This is a genomic window from Stenotrophomonas sp. CASM101 (genome assembly GCF_049384845.1).
GTDB lineage: Bacteria > Pseudomonadota > Gammaproteobacteria > Xanthomonadales > Xanthomonadaceae > Stenotrophomonas > Stenotrophomonas hibiscicola.
This window is the reverse complement of the sequence record NZ_JBMRFR010000003.1, coordinates 304,268-323,699: the sequence shown is the minus strand read 5'-3', so window position 1 is coordinate 323,699 and position 19,432 is coordinate 304,268. Positions and strand designations below refer to the sequence as shown.

The following is a 19,432-nucleotide window of genomic DNA, read 5'->3' as shown; positions in this document are numbered from 1 at the left end:
GCGCAGCCCCTCGTGGTGGGCGGCGTTCGTCGATCATGGGGTTGGCCGGGCGGGATGGGTTTGCGGGGGACGCCGCGAATCCGTCCGTGGAGGCTTGGCCGCGGCTTGCTCGCGTGCGCTGTCCTGCGCACACGGCAAGACCGGGGTTGGGCCTCCTGCCCAACCCGCCCGAGGCATGCCTCGGACCCATGCCGCGGACACCCCCTCAAACCCATCCCGCCCGGCCACAGACAGTTTCCGTGCGCGTCCGCCACGGAAAAGAAAAAGAAGATCAAAAGCGGATAGCTTCGCTGCGCTCGCTCGGAGCCGAGCATGGCTCGGCTCTACAGAACGTCAGTGCGCGGAAAACTGTCGAAGGCGGGGTGGGTCGGATGGCGGGGGTGTGAGCCGCATGGATGCGGCGACCAAGCCCCCATGGACGGGTTTACGGCGTCCCCCGCCATCCGACCCACCCCGCCATCCCGAGGTAATCCGGCTGTTGCTGTTGCTCCGGCTTTGGCCTCTGCAGGTGCAGGGCTGCAAGCCCTGCCAGAACACCTACGTCACCCAGCCTGCAATCACCAGCAACGCGAGGATCGCCAGCCACAGCAGCAGCATCCGCCACACCAGGCTCATCGCATCACGCAGGTCCGGCAGCCGCTGCCACACCGGCAACAGCCCGGCCTCGGTGTAATCGTGCGCATCTTCGCGCAGCTCGGCGTTGACGCTGGCCCGCGCCACCGCGCCCAGGAACCCGATGGTGCCGGCCAGCCGCTCGCCATGCGCCTGGCGCCACGCCTTCCACGCCGTATCGAAGTTGCCCACCAGCGCCATCGAAAACGCCATCAGCTGCGCCACCGGCCACTCGATCCAGCCCAGCAGGCGCTGCGCCAGCGCCAGCGGCTCCACCGGCACGCGGGCACGCATCGGGCTTTCCGCCATCAGCGCCAGCAGCCGGTACCCCAGCGCACCGGCCGGGCCCAGCAGCAGGAACCAGAACAGCACCGCGAACCAGCGCCGCAGCGCGTTGAGCACGGTGGCCTCGACCAGCGACGGCACGTCTTCGCGCAGGCTGCCACCGGCCGCCTGCAGGTTGCGCACGGCGGCCTGACGCGTTGCGGCGTCGTCCGCATCGATGATCGCTTCGATATCACGATCCAGATCACGCGGCCCCCAGCACCAGGCCAGCACCGCCACGCCCAGCATCAGCGACGGCAGCCCGAACAGCACCCCGCGCAGCAGCCATGCCAGCAGCGCCATCAGCAGCAGCGGCGGCAGCAGTGCCAATGCAACACCGGCCGGTGCCTGCCACGCCTTTCCGCCATGCGCGTCCAGCCAGCCCAGCCAGCGCCGGAAGCCGTCGAAACGGCGCAGCGAGGCGGCAGCGGCCGGGGCAACATGGCCCAGGGCCAGTGCCACCAGCACGGCGGCCAGAGTGGTGAACATGGCAGGTCTCCCTACGAAACGGAACGCTCGGCGCCGTTACCTTACCTGTCGCAGCGGCGCCCCTCAGCGGTGAACCGGACTGTAACCCGGGCCGTGTTCAGGTGGCGGCAATACAGCAGCCACAACCGGCCCGGCCGCAGCCCGGTTCAGCCCTGCTGCTCGCGGTACCAGTGTTCGATCAGGCCGCGCGAAATCGAGATCGGCGGCGACAGGCGGATGCCCTGGCCATCGTCGTCCAAATCGCGTGCCAATGCTGCGCCAACCTCATCGGCAGTGAACCAGCGCGCGTCTTCCAGTTCGCCATCCACAGTCGGCAGGTCATCCTGCGCCTGTGCACGGAAACCGATCATCAGCGCGCCGGGGAAAGGCCACGGCTGCGAACCGAGGTACTGGCAGGCCGTCACCCGCACCTTGCTCTCCTCGTGCACTTCACGCACCACGGTCTGCTCGAACGTCTCGCCGGGTTCGACGAAGCCAGCCAGCACCGAGTAACGACGCGGGGCCCAGTTCGACTGCCGGCCCAGCAGCAGCCGGCCCTGGTTCTCCACGGCGACGATCACGGCGGGATCGACACGCGGGTAGTGCTCGGTGGAACACTGCGCGCAACGGCCGACGAAGCCGCCGCGGGCAAACGCCACGGCGCCGCCGCACACACCGCAGAAGCGGGTGCGCGAGTGCCAGTAGGACATGCCGCGGGCATAGCTGAAGGCGGTCGCATCGGCCATCGACCACAGCAGAGCGGCCTGGCGCAGGTCGAGGCGACGTGGTGCGGTGACGGTGACGCTGGCGGCTTCAACCGAGAACCATGCTTGTTCCCCGCGCAGGCCGAGGAAGATCGCGGAGCCGGGACCACCCCCGATGTCGGCGCCGGTCAGCGCCAGCGGCTGGTCGTCATCGCCGGTAAAGGCGCTGCCGTCCTGATCGAGCACGAGAATGCGCGCGCCCGGCCACAGGCGCGCCAGTGCATCGGCATCGTCGCGCAGGGCATCGGCGCGCTCCAGCGGTTCGCCAACGAAGGCGAAACCGGAAAGCGGCGAAGAAGTATTGGGCATCCGGCAAGCGTGCCGCCAATCGATGCGGGTGGCAAGGTCGGCGCTGTGCGCAATCTGCTGTTGTGTGCATGGAGGCACAGAGCATCCACGCACGGCGTGGATCTACTGATCCGCTCTGGTGGGTGCCAACCTTGGTTGGCACATCCTGGCCACAGGGCTCTTACATGCTGAAGCTGCTGCCGCAGCCGCAGGTGGTCTTCGCGTTCGGGTTGCGGATCACGAACTGCGCACCGGTCAGGCTCTCGGTGTAATCCACCTCGGCGCCCATCAGGTACTGCAGGCTCAGCGGGTCGACCAGCAGGGTCACCCCGCTGGTCTGTACCGCCAGGTCGTCCTCGGCACGGTTCTCGTCGAACTCGAACCCGTACTGGAAGCCCGAACAGCCACCGCCTTCGATGTACACACGCAGGGCCAGGTCGGGGTTGCCCTCTTCCTGGATCAGGGATTTGACCTTGGCGGCCGCCGACTCGGTGAAGTTCAGCGGACGCTCCAGCGATTGGTAATCGGGCGCGGCAACCGGAGTGGCGCCGGGCAGGGAGACTAACGTGCTCATGATGCCAGCATGGGGGTGCCGGGGATGGCTTTCAAGCCATCGCCTCGGCCAGCTTGCGGCGTGCGGCGGTGTCACCCTTGCCACCATTGGCCTCTTCGCCTTCCGGAGCCGGCAGGGCGGCCATCGGGGCGCTGGCATGGATCAGGCGACCGTTCAGCTGGGCGCCCGCATTCATCTCCACCACCTGGTAATGGACGTTGCCATTGACCCGTGCGCTCGGGGTCAGTTCGACCTTCTCGGTGGCATGCACGTCGCCGTCCAGGCGGCCACTGATGACCACCACCTGGGCACGGATCTCGCCCTCGATCACGCCATGCTCGGCGACCGTCAGGGTCGCGCCACTGGCGCCTTCGGCGGCGATCACCTTGCCATGGATGCGGCCTTCCACATACAGGCCCCCACTGAATTCCACATCACCGCGGATCACCACCTGGTTGCCGATCAGGGCATCCACCACCAGCTGGCCTTCACGGTTGGATTTGCTGCTTCCGAACATCTGCCTACTCCCCTTTGGCGGCCGGCGCACCGGCCTGTTTCCAGTCGAATACCTGGGTGGTACCCCCCGTACCACTCCCCAATGTCACCCGCACGCGTTGCGGGGTGAAGTCAGCCGGCAGCATCACGCTGCCGGTGAGCTGCTGGAAGTACCGGAACGAGTAATCCTGTCCCGGTACCTTGCTGCGCTGGTGCAGATCATCCCAGCTGATCGTGGCCAGCTTGCCGTTCCTGACGCCTTCCACGGTGAAGCGCATCTGCCCCTGGCTGATGGCGCCGCGGTTGAGGTTCTGGGTCAGCACGGCGGTGTATTGCCAGGTGCCGGCCGCTTCCGGGCTGAACTCGATCGAATGGGTGTTCAGGCCCTTGCGCTGGCTGGTCGAACCCACCAGGCGCTCATAGAAGGCAACGTCGGCACGCAGGCCGGCGATTTCCTCATCGCGCTCGGCCAGCGAGGACTGCACCTCGGTGTTGGCAGCGCGGCTGATGCGGTCGGAGGCTTCCAGCGTGGCCTGCTTCTGGCGCAGTTCGGTCAGCTGCGCCTGCAGCGTCTCGGCACGCTTCTCGGCGGCCTGCAGGCGCTGGCCCTGGGCATCGCGCGGGGTGGCCATCCAGCAGCCACCGAGCACTGCCAGCACCAGGCTGAGCAGCCAGATGCCGCCGATCACCAGCAGGCGGCGACGGTCGGCAGGCGGTTGCGGCGCGCCGGGCAGGCGGACCTGCACGCGCATGGGAGGACGGTTGGTCATGGGTGGTTTCCGGGGTATCGCAAGGGCGACACCGGTACGGCCCCTGTGGCAAACGACGGGCTAGTGTATGACAGGACGGGTGGGTTTCCTGCGCAGCAGCGAGCCACGGTCTGTGGCGTTCAGGCATGCCATCGTCGATAGTGTGGTCCCCTGCACAGTTCCGTCGCCGGAGCATCGCCATGACCGAAGCCCACCTGTTCGTGATCGGCATCCTGCTGGCCTGGCTGGCCGGCATCCGCGTCTACCTCACCGTGTTCGGTGTCGGCCTGGCCGGCCTGCTCGGCTGGGTCGACCTGCCACCGGCCCTGCAGGCTACTGAATCGTTGTGGGTGCTGGGCACTTCGGCGGCGCTGGCGGTGACCGAATTCTTCGCCGACAAGATTCCCGGCGTGGACTCGGCGTGGGACCTGGTGCAGACCCTGGCACGTGTACCCGCAGGTGCCTTCCTTGCCGCAGCCACGCTGTCGCCGGATGGGCAGCTGGGTACCGGCGCACTTGCTGCCGGTGCCGGTGTCGCGCTGGCCAGCCATGGACTGAAAGCCGGCACCCGTGCCCTGCTCAATACCTCGCCCGAGCCTGCCAGCAACTGGGTGGCCTCCGCCGCCGAGGACACCGTGGTGGTCGGGGGCCTGGCCCTGGCCCTGGCACACCCGTGGATCGCGCTGATCGTGGTGCTGGCCTGCAGCCTGGCGGGCGCGCTGCTGGTGTGGCTGGTCTGGCGCACCTTGTGGAAGGGCGTGCGCTGGCTGGCACGCAGTGCGTCGCCGGACGGTCCGCGCGAGCCGGGTACCGGTTGAACCTCGGGCTTGTCGCATAATGGACGCGAACACCAGGAGCACCGATGGCCGCAAACGAATCCCCCGCGGGCGCCCGCCCGGGACGCGCTGAATCCCCTCCGGCCGATCATTGGCAACGCTGGGCCGCGGAGCCGGCGAGCGCGGTCGCCGCAGTACCCGCAGTGGTTCCGCCGCTGGCCAGCTCCGACATGCCCGCATCGATCGGCAGCGCGCCACCGCCTCTGCCGGGCCCGGCCTTCCTGGCCGAGGCTGGCAACAACGACCAGGCGCCGTTGGCCTCCGATTCGCCCTACCGCGTTCTGATCGTCGAGGACGACCGCGCCCAGGCCCTGTTCGCGCAGAGCGTGCTGCACGGCGCCGGCATGCAGGCGATCGTGCACAGCGACGCCGATGGCGCGCTGCAGGCGATCAAGGAACACCGTCCCGACCTGATCCTGATGGATCTGCACCTGCCCGGACTGGATGGCATGCGGCTGACCGCACTGATTCGCCAGCAGCCCGGCCTGCAGCTGCTGCCGATCGTGTTCCTCAGCGGCGATCCGGATCCAGAGCGCCAGTTCGAAGTGCTCGACAGCGGCGCCGACGATTACCTGAGCAAGCCGATCCGCCCGCGCCACCTGATCGCCGCCGTGGCCAACCGCATCCGCCGCGCACGTGCGCAGGCCGCGACCCTGCCCGGTGCCAGCGGCGTACCGGCCACCAGCAATCCGGAAACCGGCCTGCCGACGCGCCATCACGTACTGCAGCAGCTGAACACCGCACTCGCCCACCGCGACCGGGGCGGTGTGTTCTTCATCGAAGTGGCCAGCGCGCTGGGGCTGCGCGAACGCTATGGTTATGCCGCCTTCGAGCGCCTGATGGTACAGGCCGGGCAGCGCCTGGCCGAGGCCGGCCATCCACACCTGCTGGCACGCCTGAACGACAACAGTTTCCTGCTGCTGGCCCGCAACGCCGACGAAGATGCCCTGGAAGGCATCGCCGCTTCCCTGCGCGAGCAGCTGTCGGCGCGTGCCTTCGTGATCCGCGACGACGAATCGGTGCTCCTGCGCGGCGTGGTGGGTTATGCGCCGCTGTCGCCGGGCTTCGACGATGCCAACGCTGCACTGGAAGCGATCGAGCGCACCACCCTGCAGGCACGCCTGCTCAGCGCCGGTGTGGCGGGCCATGTGCACCGCCAGGCCGTCACCGAACAGGAGCACCTGGCACTGCTGGAAGGCCAGCTGGAGCTGGCCTATCAGCCGATCGTCGCCGTCGCCGGTGGCAACACCGCGCAGTACCAGCTGCTGCTGCGCCTGCGCCAGGCCGATGGCACGGTGCTGGCGGCCGGCCAGGTTATTCCGGCCGCCGAAGCGGCAGGCCGTATCGCCGACCTCGACCAGCAGGTGATGGACCACGCGCTGGGCCTGCTGGATCTCTACCGGCACGCCACGCCGCCGCTGAACCTGTTCGTCTCGCAGTCGCTGCGCACCCTGCAGCGCGACGCCTTCGCCGACTGGCTGCTGGAATCGCTGCAGCAGCGTGACCTGCCGGGCAGTGCGCTGGTGATCGACGTGCGCCTGCCCGACGCACTGATCCACACCGTGCCGCTGCAACAGTTCTGCCAGCGCATGGCCGGCCCCGGGGTGCGCTTCTGCCTGAGCCAGTTCGAGCCCAGCGGCGAAGCCGACGCCCTGCTGACCCAGCTGCCGCTGTCGTTCGTGCGCATGGCCGCGCGCTTCTCCAGCAGCCATGCCAACCCGGCCACGCGCGAGGAACTGCGCAAGGCGATCGAACAGGCACATGCGGCCGGGCTGCAGATCATCGGGCAGCAGATCGAGGACCCACAGGCCGCCGCGGCGATGTGGGTCGGCGGCGTCGACTACATCCAGGGCAACATGGTGCAGTCGGCCGGCAGCGACCTGAACTTCGACTTCCACAACGCGGTACTCTGACGTGCCGCTGTGGGGCGTGCTGCTGGTTGCCCTTGCCGCGGCCGCCGTGGCGCTGCTGTTGGGCCTGCGCCTGCGCGCACGCAGCCGTGCACTGGCCCGGCTGCAACGCGCACACGATGCGCTCGCCGTCGAACGCGACCAGCTGCGCCGTACCACCGAACGCCAGGGCCAGCTGGAACAGCAGCTGCTGCAGGCCAAGCAGGCCGCCGAAGCAGCGGTGCTGGCCAAGGGCGAGTTCCTGGCCACCATGAGCCACGAGATCCGCACCCCGCTCAACGGCATCCTGCCGATGCTGGAGCTGATCGCGCACGGGCCGCTGGGCGAGGACCAGCGGCAGATGCTGGCCACCGCTTCGGCCAGTTCACAGCAGCTGCTGCGCATCGTCGATGACATCCTCGACTACTCACGGCTGGAAGCACAGGCGCTGGAACTGGAAATCACCAGCTTCAACCTGCGCGATCTGCTGGATGGCGTGGTGCAGCTGATGCAGCGCGCCGCCGACGCCAAGGGCCTGTCCCTGACCCTGCAGCTTGACCCGTCGGTGCGCCTGCCGGTGCGCGGCGACCCGGTACGCCTGCGCCAGGTGCTGAGCAATCTTCTGGCCAATGCCATCAAGTTCACCGCGCGCGGCCAGGTACAGCTGCGCGTGCAGCGGCTGGGCGAAGGCGCGGCCCAGCACCAGCTGCGCTTCGAGATCATCGACACCGGCATCGGCATCGATGAGGCACTGCAGGCACGCCTGTTCCAGTCCTTCAGCCAGGCCGATGCCTCGACCACGCGCATCTACGGCGGCACCGGCCTGGGCCTGGCCATCTGCAGGCGCATCATCGACCTGATGCACGGGCAGATCGGCGTGCAGTCCACGCCCGGCCAGGGTGCTACGTTCTGGTTCGAGATTCCGCTGCTGAAGGTGCCCGGCGACCTGCCGGCGATGGCCCGCGCGCCGACAGCGCTGCTGCTGTTCAGTGCCGATGCAATGCTGCAGAAACGCATCGAGCGCATCGCCGCCCACCATGGGCTGCAGGTGCAGATGCTGAGCCAGCTGGACGCCGTGGTCGAACAGCTGCGCACCGCGCCGCAACCCGGGCAACCGGCACCGGCGTGGCTGCTGGTCGATGCACGCGCGCGGCGCAGCGGCGAGGCGATGCTGCAGCAGGCACTGGCCGAGCGCGGTGACGACGACGCACTGCAGGTGCTCTGGCTGCAGGATGACGCACCAGCGCAACGACCGCGCCAGCGCCAGCTGCCCACGCACTTCGACGATGCCGCACTGCATGCACTCCTGGCCGCACCTGTCACGCCTGCCCGTCCTGCCGCCCTGCTTTCCAGTGCCGGAGATGAGGTACCCGCGCCGGTGCTGCCGCCACTGCACCTGCGCGTGCTGCTGGTGGAAGACAATACGGTCAACCGGATGGTGGCCGATCAGCTGCTGCGCGTATTCCAGTGCGAGGTGCGCAACGCCGTCGATGGCGAGCAGGCATTGGCCGCTCTTCGCGAAGGCGGCGTGGACATCGTGCTGATGGATTGCCAGATGCCGGTGCTGGACGGCTACGCCGCCACGCGCCACTGGCGTGCGGAAGAAGCGGAAACCGGGCGAGCGCGCCTGCCGATCATCGCGATGACCGCCAATGCCATGGCCGGCGACCGCGAGCGCTGCCTGCAGGCTGGCATGGACGATTACCTGTCCAAGCCGATCGCCCGCGCCACGCTGCATGCGCTGTTGAAGCGCTGGGGTGGCGGTAAAGCCGCATCACCTGCACGGCCTTCTGCAGAGCCGAGCATGGCTCGGCTGACGGCCAACAGCAGTGGGGCTCCATCAGCCGAGCATGGCTCGGCTCTGCAGGACGATGACAGCCGAGTGGGCTCCAAGCCACAACCGGTACTCGACCGCGATGTGCTGGACGAACTGCACGCGGTGATCGGCGACGCCGCCATCCAGATCGTGTCGGTCTTTCTTGACGATGCGCCAGCGATGGTGCAGCAGCTGCAGCAGGCCGCGCAGAGCGGCGACGAGCCCCGCCTGCAGGCGGTCGCGCACAGCCTGAAATCGTCGAGTGCGAACGTGGGAGCCCTGTCGCTGTCGGCGGTCGCGCAGCGCATCGAACGCGAGGCCCGTGGTGGCAGCCTGCAGCGCCCCGCGGTGGCGGTCGCGCTGCTGGTTGCCGAATTCGCCCGGGCACGTGTGGCGCTGACGGGCTACCTGGCGCAGCATCGTGCCGGCCAGGACAGCTGACTCACTCTTCCAGCTTGCTCAGCAGGTACTTGGGCTCGCCGATGCGCTCGATCAGGTCGAGCTGGGTTTCCAGCCAGTCGATGTGTTCTTCTTCCGAATCGAGAATCTTCACGAACAGCTGGCGGCTGACATAGTCGCCGACCGAATCGGCATAGGCGACGGCCTCGCGCAGGGTGACCACGCCGTCGCGCTCCAGCGACAGGTCGCACTGCAGGATCTCGGTCGGGTTCTCGCCGATGCGCAGCTTGCCCAGCGCCTGGAAGTTCGGCAGGCCTTCGAGGAACAGGATGCGGTCGGCGAGCATGTCGGCATGCTTCATCTCGTCGATCGATTCCTTGTACTCGTGCTCGGCCAGTTCCTTGATGCCCCAGTTCTTCAGCATCTTGGCGTGCAGGAAGTACTGGTTGATCGCGGTCAACTCGTTGTAGAGGACCTTGTTGAGGAATTCGATGACCTTGGTGTCGCCCTTCATGGGATGCTCCTGCACGCTGAAAACGCAGGCACTTTAACGCCTTGCCTGCGGCCGTGAAGGAACGCGAATCGTGCGCATTGGCCTGTGCGGCCGCGCGTGAAGGATGCGAAAGCGCGGCGTCAATGCGCCGCGAAGAAACGATCAGGCAACCTGGGCCAGGCCCAATACCGGCAGCGGCAGATCGTGGGTCGCACGCGCCTTGGCCAAGAGGTCCGCGGCCATGTCCAGGCAGGAACCGCAGGTCGCACCACAGCCGGTCCGCATGGTCAGTTCGGCCACCGTGCTGACACCATGGCTGGCGGCTTCGCGGATCTGGTGGTCGGTGACTCCGTTGCAGATGCAGACGTACACAGGCGGGAACCGGGCTGACAGGCCAGGAGCGGCCTGATGGCTATTCCAATGGAAACGAGAATGGTTGTCAATCAGAGACCTGAACCATTCTCGATACCGTTCAGCCCGTCAGCTGGCTGGGCCATCACCCGTGGCCTTCTTCGGCCAGTAGCCGCGCGTCCGCGGGCGCTTGCGCGGGCGGTCGTGGCCGGCCGTGTGGCCGGGCATCCAAGCCTCGGCGGCGCTCTTGGGCATGGCGGTTACGCCCTGTCCGGCGACCCCGCGCGCCAAAGGCGCCAGATGACGCAGTGCGCGCGCATAGACGCCGCGCTTGAACACCACCACATGCTCCACCGGGTACCAGAAATCGACCCAGCGCCAATGATCGAACTCGGGCGAGTCAGTGTGGTCCAGCTTCACATGGGATTCGTCGCCGGTCAGGCGCAGCAGGAACCAGACCTGCTTCTGGCCGATGCAGACCTGCCGCTCGTTGCGGCGGATGGCCCGCGCCGGCAGCTTGTAGCGCAGCCAACCGGGCGTGGCCCCGAGCACTTCCACATGCTCAGGCAGCAGGCCGGTTTCTTCCTGCAGTTCACGATACATGGCCTCGACGGGCGTCTCATCGGTGTTCATGCCCCCTTGCGGGAACTGCCAACCATCCCGGCGCACGCGTCGTGCCCAGAACACCTGGCCGTCCTGCCGCATCAGCACAATGCCGACGTTCGGTCGATAGCCGTCCGGATCGATCACGATGCGGACTCCTAAGAAAATCTACTGCCCGGGACTATCCCACGCCCTCTGTCGGCCCACAAGCACGGCACAAAAGTGTTGACAGGGACGGTACACATCCGCAGAATAGCGGGCTCACCAAGGCTATGTAGCTCAGCCGGTTAGAGCACAGCACTCATAATGCTGGGGTCGGTGGTTCGAGTCCACCCATAGCCACCACACTGAAAATGAAGTTGTTTTTCAGCGTGATAAGTGAGAAAATCGTTGTACGTTTTGCCCCGTCGCCAAGCGGTAAGGCACCTGACTCTGACTCAGGCATTCGGTGGTTCGAATCCATCCGGGGCAGCCAAATTAAAAGCAAAAGGCCAGATCGAAAGATCTGGCCTTTTGCTTTTAATTTGGTCACGCATTCCACCTTATCCCCGCGCCTGTCGGCGCACCCCCTTGAACAACAAGGGGGCTCTTCTCCAGAGAGAGGCCCGGGGTCGGACATGCAAAAAGACGGGTAGTGCCGGCCGCTGGCCGGCAACCACGAAATGCCTGACTCCAAAACGACAAAAGCCCGGCCAAAGCCGGGCTTTTGCTTTTCCATCCAGCGGGCCCCCGAAGGAGCCCAACCAGGCGCAGCAGATCAGCGCTTGGAGAACTGGGTGGCGCGGCGGGCCTTGTGCAGACCGACCTTCTTACGCTCGACTTCGCGGGCGTCGCGGGTCATGAAGCCAGCCTTGCGCAGCTCGGACTTCAGGCTTTCGTCGTACTCGACCAGCGCACGGGCGATACCCAGACGGATCGCACCGGCCTGGCCGGTGGTGCCGCCGCCAGCGGCGGTGACCAGGATGTCGAAGCTTTCGGTGTTCTTGGTCAGCTCGAGCGGCTGGCGCACGATCATGCGCGCGGTCTCACGACCGAAGAACTCGTCCAGCGGACGACCATTGACGGTGATGTTGCCCGAACCCTTGCGCAGGAACACGCGAGCGGTGGAGGACTTGCGGCGGCCAGTGCCGTAGTTTTGAGTGATAGCCATGATTAGATATCCAGAACCTGCGGCTGCTGTGCGGCGTGCGGATGCTCAGTGCCGGCGTAGACCTTGAGCTTGCGGTACATCTGGCGACCCAGCGGGCCCTTCGGCAGCATGCCCTTGACGGCGATCTCGATCACGCGCTCCGGGTGGCGCTCCAGCGCCTGGGCCAGGGACTCGGTCTTCAGGTTGCCGATGTAACCGGTGAAACGGTGATACATCTTGTCCTGCAGCTTCTTGCCGGTGACGGCAATCTTTTCTGCATTGATGACGACCAGGTAGTCGCCGGTATCAACGTGCGGGGTGTAGACCGGCTTGTGCTTGCCACGCAGACGGCGGGCCAGCTCGGTGGCGAGACGGCCCAGGGTCTTGCCCTCGGCGTCGACGAGGTACCAGTCGCGCTGGACGGTCTCGTTCTTGGCAGTGAAAGTGCTCATGAAGAACTCTAGGTTAGGTCGGGCTCATTGCGGCGAAAGGCTCGCCGGAACTCTGCCACGCGTTGTGAAAAGGTGAAGCGCAAGAGGCGGGATTGTACTGGCCTTGCCAGCCACTTGCAAGTGGACCGTCAGGCCGGGTTGGCACGGACGCAGGGCCGGGCGAGAATCGGGGGACTTCCGCCCCACCGCGTACTGCCATGACCGTGCTCCGCCAGACCACCCCGCTGGACCACCTGCTGACCGAGGCGCAGCGCGCCCTGGATACGGTGTTCGGCAACCCACCGGCGGCCCGCCCCTACCCGGCTGCAGAGACCGACGAGCCCGGCATGGGCAGCGCCGAGCGCCGCCATGCCGCCGGCCTGATGCGGATCAACCACGTCGGCGAAGTCTGTGCGCAGGGCCTGTATTTCGGCCAGGCCGCCGTGGCCCGCGACCCGGCCACGCGTGAACACCTGCTGGAAGCGGCCCAGGAAGAGACCGACCATCTGGCCTGGTGTGCCACCCGGCTGGCCGAACTGGACAGCCGTCCCAGCCTGTTCAACCCGCTGTGGTACGCCGGCAGCTATACCATCGGTACGCTGGCCGGGCTGCGCGGTGACGGCTGGAACCTCGGCTTCGTGGTCGAGACCGAGCGCCAGGTGGAGGCCCACCTGGACGAGCATCTGGTCGACCTGCCGCCCGGCGACCTGCGCAGCCGCGCGGTCATCCAGGTGATGAAGGAGGACGAGGCCCGCCATGCCGAGCACGCCGAGCAGGCCGGCGCACGCCGCCTTCCGTTCCCGATTCCGGGCGCGATGGCACTGGCCTCCAGGGTGATGAAGACCATCGCCTACCGCATTTGAAGGGTCGCCCGCACCAACGGTGCGGGCCTACCAGGAGGTGCGGGGGGGCCGACGGTGGGGCCCGACCGTTGGTCGGGCCATCAATCAGTTGGGCGAGACCAGCTTCAGGCCGATCACGCCGGCTACGATCAGGCCCACGCAGGCCAGGCGGGCCGGCGACGCACTGTCGTTGAACAGATAGATGCCCAGCACCGCCACGCCCATGGCACCGATGCCGGTCCAGATCGCATAGGCCGTGCCGACCGGGATGCTCTTCATCGCCTGGCTCATCAGGTACAGGCTGATCAGGGCGGACACCACCGTGGCAACGGTGGGCAGGGGTTTGCTGAAGCCTTCGGAGTACTTCATTCCGAGGGCGAAACCGATCTCGAACAGGCCGGCCAGCAGCAGGTAGATCCAGGGCATGGGTGGGGGCTCCTTACCTTTTGGGGAAAAAACGAAACGGCCCGGTGTTTTCACACCGGGCCGTGGGTCGGTACATCACCATGGAGCCAATCGCGCGTGCGACGCCAGTTCCACGGGGCGGGTCGTCCCGCCTGGGTGGCGATGCCTGCGGGCATCGCACATGGGGCTTACTCGGACAGGTTCCGGCCGTGGAACAACTCTTCGATCTCGCGCTTGAGCAGCGCCTCGATCTTCATGCGCTCCTTGAACGACAGGTTCCTGGCCTTTTCCTCGAACAGGTACTGGTCCAGGTCGAAGTCCTTCAGGTGCATCTTCGTGTGGAAGATGTTTTCCTGGTAGACGTTGACGTCGAACATCTCGTAACGCGACTTGATGTTCTTGGCCAGGAAGTTCTGGATCGAGTTGATCTTGTGGTCGATGAAGTGCTTCTTGCCCTTCACATCACGGGTGAAGCCACGGACGCGGTAGTCCATGATCACGATGTCCGATTCCAGGCTCTCGATCAGGTAGTTCAGGGCCTTCAGCGGGGAAATGACGCCACAGGTGGCCACGTCGATGTCCGCGCGGAACGTCGCGATACCTTCCTGCGGATGGGTCTCCGGGTAGGTATGGACCGTGATGTGGCTCTTGTCCATGTGCGCGACCACGGCGTCGGAGATCAGCTCCTTGCCGGCCAGCTTCTTGTCGATCACCGGTTCTTCGGAGATCAGGATGGTCACCGAGGCACCCTGCGGGTCGTAGTCCTGGCGGGCCACGTTCAGGATGTTGGCGCCGATGATCTCGGCGACATCGGTCAAGATCTGAGTCAGCCTGTCGGCGTTGTACTCTTCATCGATGTATTCAATGTAACGCTGACGCTCCTCTTCGGTGCGCGCGTAACACACGTCATAGATGTTGAAGCTCAGCGCCTTGGTGAGGTTGTTGAAACCCTGCAGCCTCAGGCGAGGCAACGGCTTGACCACGGCGGTCGATTCCTGTGTAAGAAGGGAAAGGGGGAATTATGGGGCAAACTGCCCCCGGGGGGAACGTGAAGAGCGCTCACATCTGGCACACTGTTTGCCCTTAACAATTGCGCTGGTTAAGCTCCGCTATCGACCCCGTGAATCCGTTCATGCGCAGAGGGAGCGCTCCTATCGTGTCAACCGTGCGCCTAGCTAGCAGTCCACTGGCCCTGGATATCGCCACAATCGATCGTTTCCTGGCGCACAGCCACAGGCGGCGATACCCCACCCGTACCGACGTCTTCCGGCCCGGGGACCCGGCGGGAACCCTGTATTACGTCATCAGCGGCTCGGTTTCGATCATGGCCGAGGAAGATGACGATCGCGAGCTGGTGCTGGGCTACTTTGGTGCCGGCGAATTCGTCGGCGAGATGGGCCTGTTCGTCGAATCGGACCGCCGCGAGGTGATCCTGCGGACCCGTACCGCCTGCGAGCTGGCCGAAATCAGCTACGAGCGCCTGCATCAGCTGTTCCTCGGCCCGCTGTCGGCCGATGCCCCGCGCCTGCTGTATGCGCTGGGCCAGCAGATTTCCAAGCGCCTGCTCGACACCAGCCGCAAGGCCAGCCGCCTGGCATTCCTGGACGTGACCGACCGGATCGTGCGCACCCTGCACGACCTGGCGCAGGAGCCGGAGGCGATGAGCCATCCGCAAGGCAGCCAGCTGCGTGTATCGCGCCAGGAGCTGGCGCGCCTGGTCGGCTGCTCGCGCGAGATGGCCGGCCGCGTGCTGAAGAAACTGCAGACCGACGGCCTGCTGCATGCCCGCGGCAAGACCGTGGTGCTGTACGGCACCCGTTGACCGTTGAGCACCCGGTGGGTGCGGACCTTGGTCCGCACTCCCTGGCGCGCTAGGCTCGGTGCATGGAGCTGAGCAGCGAATTCTGGTGGTTCATCCTCATCGGCCTGGGCGCACAGCTGGTCGACGGCGCGCTGGGCATGGCGTTCGGCCTGGTGTCCTCGTCGGTGATGCTGAGCATGGGCCTGCCGCCGGCGCAGGTCAGCGCCAGCATCCACACCGCTGAAGTGTTCACCACGGGCGCCTCGGGTGTGTCGCACCTCGCAGCCGGAAATGTCGATAAGCGCCTGTTCCTGCGCCTGGCCCTGCCCGGCGCAGTGGGCGGCGCCCTGGGCGCGTACGTGCTCACACAGCTCCCGGGCGAGATCATCCGGCCACTGATCTACCTGTACCTGCTGGTGCTGGCGATCATCATCCTGGCCCGCTCCGCTGGGCGCTGGATGCCCAAGGGCGAGATCCGCCGGGTGCCGGTGCTGGGCTTCTTCGCCGGCCTGCTCGACGCCAGCGGCGGCGGTGGCTGGGGGCCCATCGCCACGTCCACCCTGCTCGCCCGCGGCGGCCAGGCGCGCACCACCATCGGAACAGTCAACGCAGCCGAGTTCGTGGTCACGTTGACGGTGTCAGCGACCTTCCTGTTGTCGATGGGCGTGCAGCACCTGCAGATCGTCGCCGGCCTGCTGATCGGCGGCATGATGGCCGCGCCGGTGGCGGCGATCCTGGTCAAGCGGGTGAAGGAGCGCTGGGTGCTGATGGCCGTGGGCGTGCTGGTGCTGGGCATCAGCCTGTTCCAGATCGGCCACGCGGTATACGGGCACCTGGGGCGCTGATCGCTCGCCGGGCATGGCCCGGCGCTACCCGCGCCTTTTCCGGTAGCGCCGGGCCATGCCCGGCGGATCATTCACCGTGAGATGGGGTCAGAGCCCCTTCGGGGATCTGACCCTTGGATCAGGCCTTGTCACCGCCGCGGTCAGCGCAGCCCCAGTTGAGGATGCGGGTGCCGGCGGGCAGCACGCGGCGGAAGAACGCCACCCGGCCCGGCTTCGGGTTCACCACCACCGGTGCCTTGGCCGCCAGCAGCAGCGGCAGGTCGGCGGTGCTATCGGAGTAGGCGATATCGATATCGCCGTAGCCGCGCTCGCGCAGCATGCGCATTTTCTCTTCGTTGTGGCAGTGACGGGTTGGACCGACGCCGCCCAGCCGTGGGCCGACCTCGGTACCGATCACCGGCACATCCTGATGGGCCACGAAGGCCAGGATCGCGCGTGCAAGCTCCGGCGGCGCACCTGTGGCAACCACCACGCGGTCGCCCTTGGCCCGGTGCGCGGCGAACACCTCCAGCGCCTGCGGCAGCAGCTTGGCGCGCATCTGCGCCTCGTTGCGCAGCACATAGGCGTCGATCACCTTGTTGAAATCGCGCGCACGGTGCAGGCCGAAACTGCCGATCCACACGTAGACCGAAATGCCGGCACGACGGGTCGGCAGCAGCGCCACCATCGGCCCGGCGATCGGCGTGACCAGCAGCGCCGCCAGCATGCGCAACGGGTTGCGCTTGATCAGCGAGGCGAACAGATGGGTGCCCGAATCGCCGTCGTAGAGGGTGTGGTCGAAGTCGAAGACCACCAGCGGCGCATCCTCGCGCGGCGTCGGATAGTGCGTTTTCATGCCGCGAAGAATAGCTGACGCAGGCCCTCGCCCGGCTCTTCCACGCGCATGAAGGCCTCGCCCACCAGGAACGCGTGGATGCCGGCATCACGCATCAGCGCCACGTCCTGCGGCCCCAGGATGCCACTCTCGGTGACCAGCAGGCGGTCGCGCGGCACGGCCTGCTGCATGTCCAGCGTGGTCTGCAGCGACACCTCGAAGGTGCGCAGGTTGCGGTTGTTGATGCCGATCATCGGTGCCGGCACCTGCAGCGCACGCTCCAGTTCGTCGATGTCGTGCACTTCCACCAGCACGTCCATGCCCAGCGACAGCGCCAGTTCGGACAAGGTGGCCAGCTGGGTGTCGTCCAGCGCGGCCACGATCAGCAGGATGCAGTCGGCGCCCAGCACGCGCGCTTCGTACACCTGGTAGGCGTCGATCACGAAGTCCTTGCGCAGCACCGGCAGCGTGCAGGCCTCGCGGGCCTGCTGCAGGTAGGCGTCGGCACCCTGGAAGAAGTCCACGTCGGTCAGCACCGACAGGCAGCTGGCACCGCCGAATTCGTAGCTGACGGCGATGTCGGCCGGGCGGAAGTCCGGGCGGATCACACCCTTGGACGGGCTGGCCTTCTTCACCTCGGCGATCACCGCCGGGTCGCCATTGGCCACCGCCGCCTGCAGCGCGCGCACGAAGCCGCGTACCGGCGGGGCGCTGGCCGCGGCGGCCTGAAGCTCCTCGAGCGGGCGCTGGGCGCGGCGCTGGGCCACTTCTTCGGCCTTGCGGGCCAGGATCGTCTGCAGGATGTCGCTCATCGTCTTCGGTTCGGTGCGGGGGCGGTGAGGACGGCCATTATCGGGCCATCGACGGGGTCAGGCTGAACCGCGCGCTCAGGCAACCAGCGCGCGGGTGGTTTCCACATACTGCTGCAGGCGCTGGCGGGCGCTGCCATTGGCGATGGCGGCACGGGCACGGGCCAGGCCATCGCCGATATCGCTGGCCACGCCGGCAACGTACAGGGCGGCACCGGCATTGAGCGCCACGATGTCCAGCGCCGGGCCCGGCTCGTTGTCCAGCACCGCGCGCAGCATCTGGATGGACTGTTCCGGGCCGTCCACGCGCAGGTTGCGGCTGGCCGACATGGCGATGCCGAAGTCTTCCGGGTGGATCTCGTACTCGCGGACCTTGCCGTCGCGCAGCTCGCCCACCAGGGTGCCCGCCCCCAGCGAGATCTCGTCCATGTTGTCGCGGCCCCAGACCACCATCGCGCGCTCGGTGCCCAGTTCGCGCAGCACGCGGGCCTGGATGCCCACCAGATCGGGATGGAACACGCCCATCAGCACAGACGGCGCGCTGGCCGGATTGGTCAGCGGGCCGAGGATGTTGAAGATGGTGCGCACGCCCATCTCGCGGCGTACCGGCGCGACCACCTTCATCGACGGATGATGGATCGGCGCAAACATGAAGCCGATGCCGGTCCGCTCGATGGCCGCGGCCACCTGATCCGGCTGCAGTTCGATCACCGCGCCCAGCGCTTCCAGCGCATCGGCACTGCCGGACTTGGACGACACGCTGCGGTTGCCGTGCTTGGCCACGCGCGCACCGGCGGCAGCGGCCACGAACATCGAACATGTGGAGATGTTGAAGGTGTGCGAGCCATCGCCACCGGTACCGACGATATCAACCAGGTTGGAGGTATCGGCCACCGGCACTGGCCGGGCGAATTCACGCATCACGGTGGCCGCCGCGGCGATTTCGTCCACGGTCTCCTTCTTCACGCGCAGGCCGGTGAGGATCGCGGCGGTCATCATCGGAGACACATCGCCGCGCATGATCTGCCGCATCAGGTCGACCATTTCGTCGAAGAAGATTTCGCGGTGCTCGATGGTGCGTTGCAGGGCTTCCTGGGGGGAGAAGCTCATGGGTATGCTCCTTGGATCAGGCCGCCGGGCGCTGGAGGAAATTGCGCAGCAGCGCGTGGCCGTGTTCGGTGAGGATGGATTCGGGATGGAACTGGACGCCTTCCACCGGGAACTGGCGGTGGCGCAGGCCCATGATCTCTTCGATCGAGCCGTCCTCGTTCTCGGTCCAGGCGGTCACTTGCAGGCAGTCGGGCAGACTGTTCTTGTCCACCACCAGCGAGTGGTAGCGGGTGGCCTGGTAGCGGTCCGGCAGGCCGGCGAACACGCCCTTGCCCTCATGGCGGATCGGCGAGGTCTTGCCGTGCATGATGTTGCCGGCGCGGATGACGGTGCCGCCGTAGACCTGGCCGATGCCCTGGTGGCCCAGGCACACGCCGAGGATCGGCGTGGTCGGGCCCAGGCGTTCGATCAGCTCCAGCGAAACGCCCGCTTCGTTGGGGGTGCACGGGCCGGGCGAAATGACGATGCGCTCGGGCTTCTGCGCGGCGATCTCGTCCACGCTCATCACATCGTTGCGCACCACCTTCACTTCGGCGCCCAGCGTCTGCAGGTACTGCACGAGGTTGTAGGTGAAGCTGTCGTAGTTGTCGATCATCCACAACATGG

At 66.8% G+C, this 19,432-nt stretch carries 22 protein-coding genes and 2 tRNA genes; 8 read left to right on the top strand and 16 right to left on the bottom strand.

What is annotated here, in order from left to right:
* Positions 1 to 537: 537 nt before the first annotated feature.
* The 5 genes from ampE to VG543_RS07760 form a co-directional block, all read right to left on the bottom strand.
* On the bottom strand, positions 538 to 1,425 hold the full coding sequence (gene ampE, locus VG543_RS07780; RefSeq protein WP_227845010.1) for a regulatory signaling modulator protein AmpE: 888 nt from the start codon (positions 1,423 to 1,425) through the stop codon (positions 538 to 540).
* A gap of 146 nt (positions 1,426 to 1,571) precedes the next feature.
* Positions 1,572 to 2,477, bottom strand: a complete 906-nt coding sequence (gene nudC, locus VG543_RS07775) for an NAD(+) diphosphatase (protein WP_227845011.1) — start codon at positions 2,475 to 2,477, stop codon at positions 1,572 to 1,574.
* Between the two features lie 160 nt (positions 2,478 to 2,637).
* Complete coding sequence (gene erpA / locus VG543_RS07770) at positions 2,638 to 3,030, bottom strand: iron-sulfur cluster insertion protein ErpA (protein ID WP_005419789.1); 393 nt, start codon at positions 3,028 to 3,030, stop codon at positions 2,638 to 2,640.
* 31 nt (positions 3,031 to 3,061) lie between these two features.
* Positions 3,062 to 3,526: a bactofilin family protein gene (locus tag VG543_RS07765; RefSeq protein WP_010482635.1), complete on the bottom strand. Its 465-nt coding sequence runs from the start codon at positions 3,524 to 3,526 to the stop codon at positions 3,062 to 3,064.
* 4 nt (positions 3,527 to 3,530) lie between these two features.
* Positions 3,531 to 4,274, bottom strand: coding sequence for a DUF6776 family protein (locus tag VG543_RS07760; RefSeq protein ID WP_019661496.1), 744 nt, complete (start codon positions 4,272 to 4,274; stop codon positions 3,531 to 3,533).
* Between the two features lie 179 nt (positions 4,275 to 4,453).
* Here VG543_RS07760 and VG543_RS07755 point away from each other — a divergent pair, with 179 nt between their 5' ends.
* The 3 genes from VG543_RS07755 to VG543_RS07745 are packed head-to-tail and all read left to right on the top strand — an operon-like array spanning position 4,454 to position 9,235.
* Entirely contained in the window at positions 4,454 to 5,071 is a 618-nt protein-coding gene (locus VG543_RS07755; protein ID WP_423178209.1) for a DUF4126 domain-containing protein, read from the top strand.
* Positions 5,072 to 5,115: 44 nt separating this feature from the next.
* Positions 5,116 to 7,002 (top strand): EAL domain-containing protein, encoded by a 1,887-nt coding sequence (locus VG543_RS07750; RefSeq protein WP_423178211.1) that lies wholly within the window; start codon positions 5,116 to 5,118, stop codon positions 7,000 to 7,002.
* A 1-nt stretch (position 7,003) separates the two neighbouring features.
* A complete protein-coding gene (locus VG543_RS07745) occupies positions 7,004 to 9,235 on the top strand; it encodes an ATP-binding protein (RefSeq protein ID WP_423178213.1) in 2,232 nt (743 codons plus the stop codon).
* Between the two features lies 1 nt (position 9,236).
* Here the strand turns inward: VG543_RS07745 and bfr are convergent, their stop codons facing one another.
* From bfr to VG543_RS07730, 3 genes are all read right to left on the bottom strand, one after another.
* On the bottom strand, positions 9,237 to 9,707 hold the full coding sequence (gene bfr, locus VG543_RS07740; protein WP_005414691.1) for a bacterioferritin: 471 nt from the start codon (positions 9,705 to 9,707) through the stop codon (positions 9,237 to 9,239).
* A 141-nt stretch (positions 9,708 to 9,848) separates the two neighbouring features.
* Positions 9,849 to 10,058: a (2Fe-2S)-binding protein gene (locus VG543_RS07735; RefSeq protein WP_019661500.1), complete on the bottom strand. Its 210-nt coding sequence runs from the start codon at positions 10,056 to 10,058 to the stop codon at positions 9,849 to 9,851.
* A gap of 108 nt (positions 10,059 to 10,166) precedes the next feature.
* Positions 10,167 to 10,787 carry an RNA pyrophosphohydrolase gene (locus VG543_RS07730; protein ID WP_019661501.1) on the bottom strand — a complete coding sequence of 207 codons (621 nt, stop codon included), beginning with the start codon at positions 10,785 to 10,787 and terminating at the stop codon, positions 10,167 to 10,169.
* 121 nt (positions 10,788 to 10,908) lie between these two features.
* Between VG543_RS07730 and VG543_RS07725 the strand changes: the two genes are divergently transcribed.
* Together VG543_RS07725 and VG543_RS07720 are read left to right on the top strand one after the other, a co-directional pair.
* Positions 10,909 to 10,985, top strand: a tRNA-Met gene (locus VG543_RS07725).
* Between the two features lie 55 nt (positions 10,986 to 11,040).
* Positions 11,041 to 11,115: transfer RNA gene (locus VG543_RS07720), tRNA-Gln, on the top strand.
* Between the two features lie 282 nt (positions 11,116 to 11,397).
* Here the strand turns inward: VG543_RS07720 and rpsI are convergent.
* Together rpsI and rplM are read right to left on the bottom strand one after the other, a co-directional pair.
* Positions 11,398 to 11,790, bottom strand: coding sequence for a 30S ribosomal protein S9 (gene rpsI / locus VG543_RS07715; protein WP_019661502.1), 393 nt, complete (start codon positions 11,788 to 11,790; stop codon positions 11,398 to 11,400).
* Between the two features lie 2 nt (positions 11,791 to 11,792).
* Positions 11,793 to 12,221 carry a 50S ribosomal protein L13 gene (gene rplM / locus VG543_RS07710; protein WP_005414692.1) on the bottom strand — a complete coding sequence of 143 codons (429 nt, stop codon included), beginning with the start codon at positions 12,219 to 12,221 and terminating at the stop codon, positions 11,793 to 11,795.
* A 197-nt stretch (positions 12,222 to 12,418) separates the two neighbouring features.
* Here rplM and coq7 point away from each other — a divergent pair, with 197 nt between their 5' ends.
* The gene (gene coq7, locus VG543_RS07705) at positions 12,419 to 13,063 is read left to right on the top strand and encodes a 2-polyprenyl-3-methyl-6-methoxy-1,4-benzoquinone monooxygenase (protein WP_019661503.1); all 645 of its coding nucleotides are present in this window, start codon (positions 12,419 to 12,421) and stop codon (positions 13,061 to 13,063) included.
* 84 nt (positions 13,064 to 13,147) lie between these two features.
* Here the strand turns inward: coq7 and VG543_RS07700 are convergent, their stop codons facing one another.
* Entirely contained in the window at positions 13,148 to 13,468 is a 321-nt protein-coding gene (locus VG543_RS07700) for a DMT family transporter (protein WP_005419816.1), read from the bottom strand.
* Between the two features lie 167 nt (positions 13,469 to 13,635).
* Entirely contained in the window at positions 13,636 to 14,430 is a 795-nt protein-coding gene (speD, locus tag VG543_RS07695; protein ID WP_019661504.1) for an adenosylmethionine decarboxylase, read from the bottom strand.
* Positions 14,431 to 14,579: 149 nt separating this feature from the next.
* Between speD and crp the strand changes: the two genes are divergently transcribed.
* Together crp and VG543_RS07685 are read left to right on the top strand one after the other, a co-directional pair.
* Complete coding sequence (gene crp / locus VG543_RS07690; RefSeq protein WP_010482649.1) at positions 14,580 to 15,269, top strand: cAMP-activated global transcriptional regulator CRP; 690 nt, start codon at positions 14,580 to 14,582, stop codon at positions 15,267 to 15,269.
* A gap of 62 nt (positions 15,270 to 15,331) precedes the next feature.
* Positions 15,332 to 16,093, top strand: a complete 762-nt coding sequence (locus VG543_RS07685; protein WP_423178215.1) for a sulfite exporter TauE/SafE family protein — start codon at positions 15,332 to 15,334, stop codon at positions 16,091 to 16,093.
* 118 nt (positions 16,094 to 16,211) lie between these two features.
* Here VG543_RS07685 and VG543_RS07680 read toward each other — a convergent pair whose 3' ends face one another.
* From VG543_RS07680 to VG543_RS07665, 4 genes are all read right to left on the bottom strand, one after another.
* A complete protein-coding gene (locus tag VG543_RS07680; RefSeq protein ID WP_021202670.1) occupies positions 16,212 to 16,928 on the bottom strand; it encodes a haloacid dehalogenase-like hydrolase in 717 nt (238 codons plus the stop codon).
* Entirely contained in the window at positions 16,925 to 17,719 is a 795-nt protein-coding gene (gene trpC / locus VG543_RS07675; protein ID WP_019661507.1) for an indole-3-glycerol phosphate synthase TrpC, read from the bottom strand. The genes VG543_RS07680 and trpC overlap by 4 nt, the downstream gene beginning before the upstream one ends.
* Positions 17,720 to 17,794: 75 nt before the next feature.
* Positions 17,795 to 18,826, bottom strand: a complete 1,032-nt coding sequence (gene trpD / locus VG543_RS07670) for an anthranilate phosphoribosyltransferase (protein WP_329846355.1) — start codon at positions 18,824 to 18,826, stop codon at positions 17,795 to 17,797.
* 16 nt (positions 18,827 to 18,842) lie between these two features.
* Positions 18,843 to 19,430 (bottom strand): anthranilate synthase component II, encoded by a 588-nt coding sequence (locus tag VG543_RS07665; RefSeq protein WP_329846354.1) that lies wholly within the window; start codon positions 19,428 to 19,430, stop codon positions 18,843 to 18,845.
* Positions 19,431 to 19,432 lie beyond the last annotated feature (2 nt).

Coding starts and splice junctions, on each gene's coding strand:
- ampE (WP_227845010.1), bottom strand. CDS start 1,425: ATGTTCACCACTCTGGCCGCCGTGCTGGTGGCACTGGCCCTGGGCCAT.
- nudC (WP_227845011.1), bottom strand. CDS start 2,477: ATGCCCAATACTTCTTCGCCGCTTTCCGGTTTCGCCTTCGTTGGCGAA.
- erpA (WP_005419789.1), bottom strand. CDS start 3,030: ATGAGCACGTTAGTCTCCCTGCCCGGCGCCACTCCGGTTGCCGCGCCC.
- VG543_RS07765 (WP_010482635.1), bottom strand. CDS start 3,526: ATGTTCGGAAGCAGCAAATCCAACCGTGAAGGCCAGCTGGTGGTGGAT.
- VG543_RS07760 (WP_019661496.1), bottom strand. CDS start 4,274: ATGACCAACCGTCCTCCCATGCGCGTGCAGGTCCGCCTGCCCGGCGCG.
- VG543_RS07755 (WP_423178209.1), top strand. CDS start 4,454: ATGACCGAAGCCCACCTGTTCGTGATCGGCATCCTGCTGGCCTGGCTG.
- VG543_RS07750 (WP_423178211.1), top strand. CDS start 5,116: ATGGCCGCAAACGAATCCCCCGCGGGCGCCCGCCCGGGACGCGCTGAA.
- bfr (WP_005414691.1), bottom strand. CDS start 9,707: ATGAAGGGCGACACCAAGGTCATCGAATTCCTCAACAAGGTCCTCTAC.
- rpsI (WP_019661502.1), bottom strand. CDS start 11,790: ATGGCTATCACTCAAAACTACGGCACTGGCCGCCGCAAGTCCTCCACC.
- rplM (WP_005414692.1), bottom strand. CDS start 12,221: ATGAGCACTTTCACTGCCAAGAACGAGACCGTCCAGCGCGACTGGTAC.
- coq7 (WP_019661503.1), top strand. CDS start 12,419: ATGACCGTGCTCCGCCAGACCACCCCGCTGGACCACCTGCTGACCGAG.
- VG543_RS07700 (WP_005419816.1), bottom strand. CDS start 13,468: ATGCCCTGGATCTACCTGCTGCTGGCCGGCCTGTTCGAGATCGGTTTC.
- crp (WP_010482649.1), top strand. CDS start 14,580: ATGCGCAGAGGGAGCGCTCCTATCGTGTCAACCGTGCGCCTAGCTAGC.
- VG543_RS07685 (WP_423178215.1), top strand. CDS start 15,332: ATGGAGCTGAGCAGCGAATTCTGGTGGTTCATCCTCATCGGCCTGGGC.
- VG543_RS07680 (WP_021202670.1), bottom strand. CDS start 16,928: ATGAAAACGCACTATCCGACGCCGCGCGAGGATGCGCCGCTGGTGGTC.
- trpC (WP_019661507.1), bottom strand. CDS start 17,719: ATGAGCGACATCCTGCAGACGATCCTGGCCCGCAAGGCCGAAGAAGTG.
- trpD (WP_329846355.1), bottom strand. CDS start 18,826: ATGAGCTTCTCCCCCCAGGAAGCCCTGCAACGCACCATCGAGCACCGC.
- VG543_RS07665 (WP_329846354.1), bottom strand. CDS start 19,430: ATGTTGTGGATGATCGACAACTACGACAGCTTCACCTACAACCTCGTG.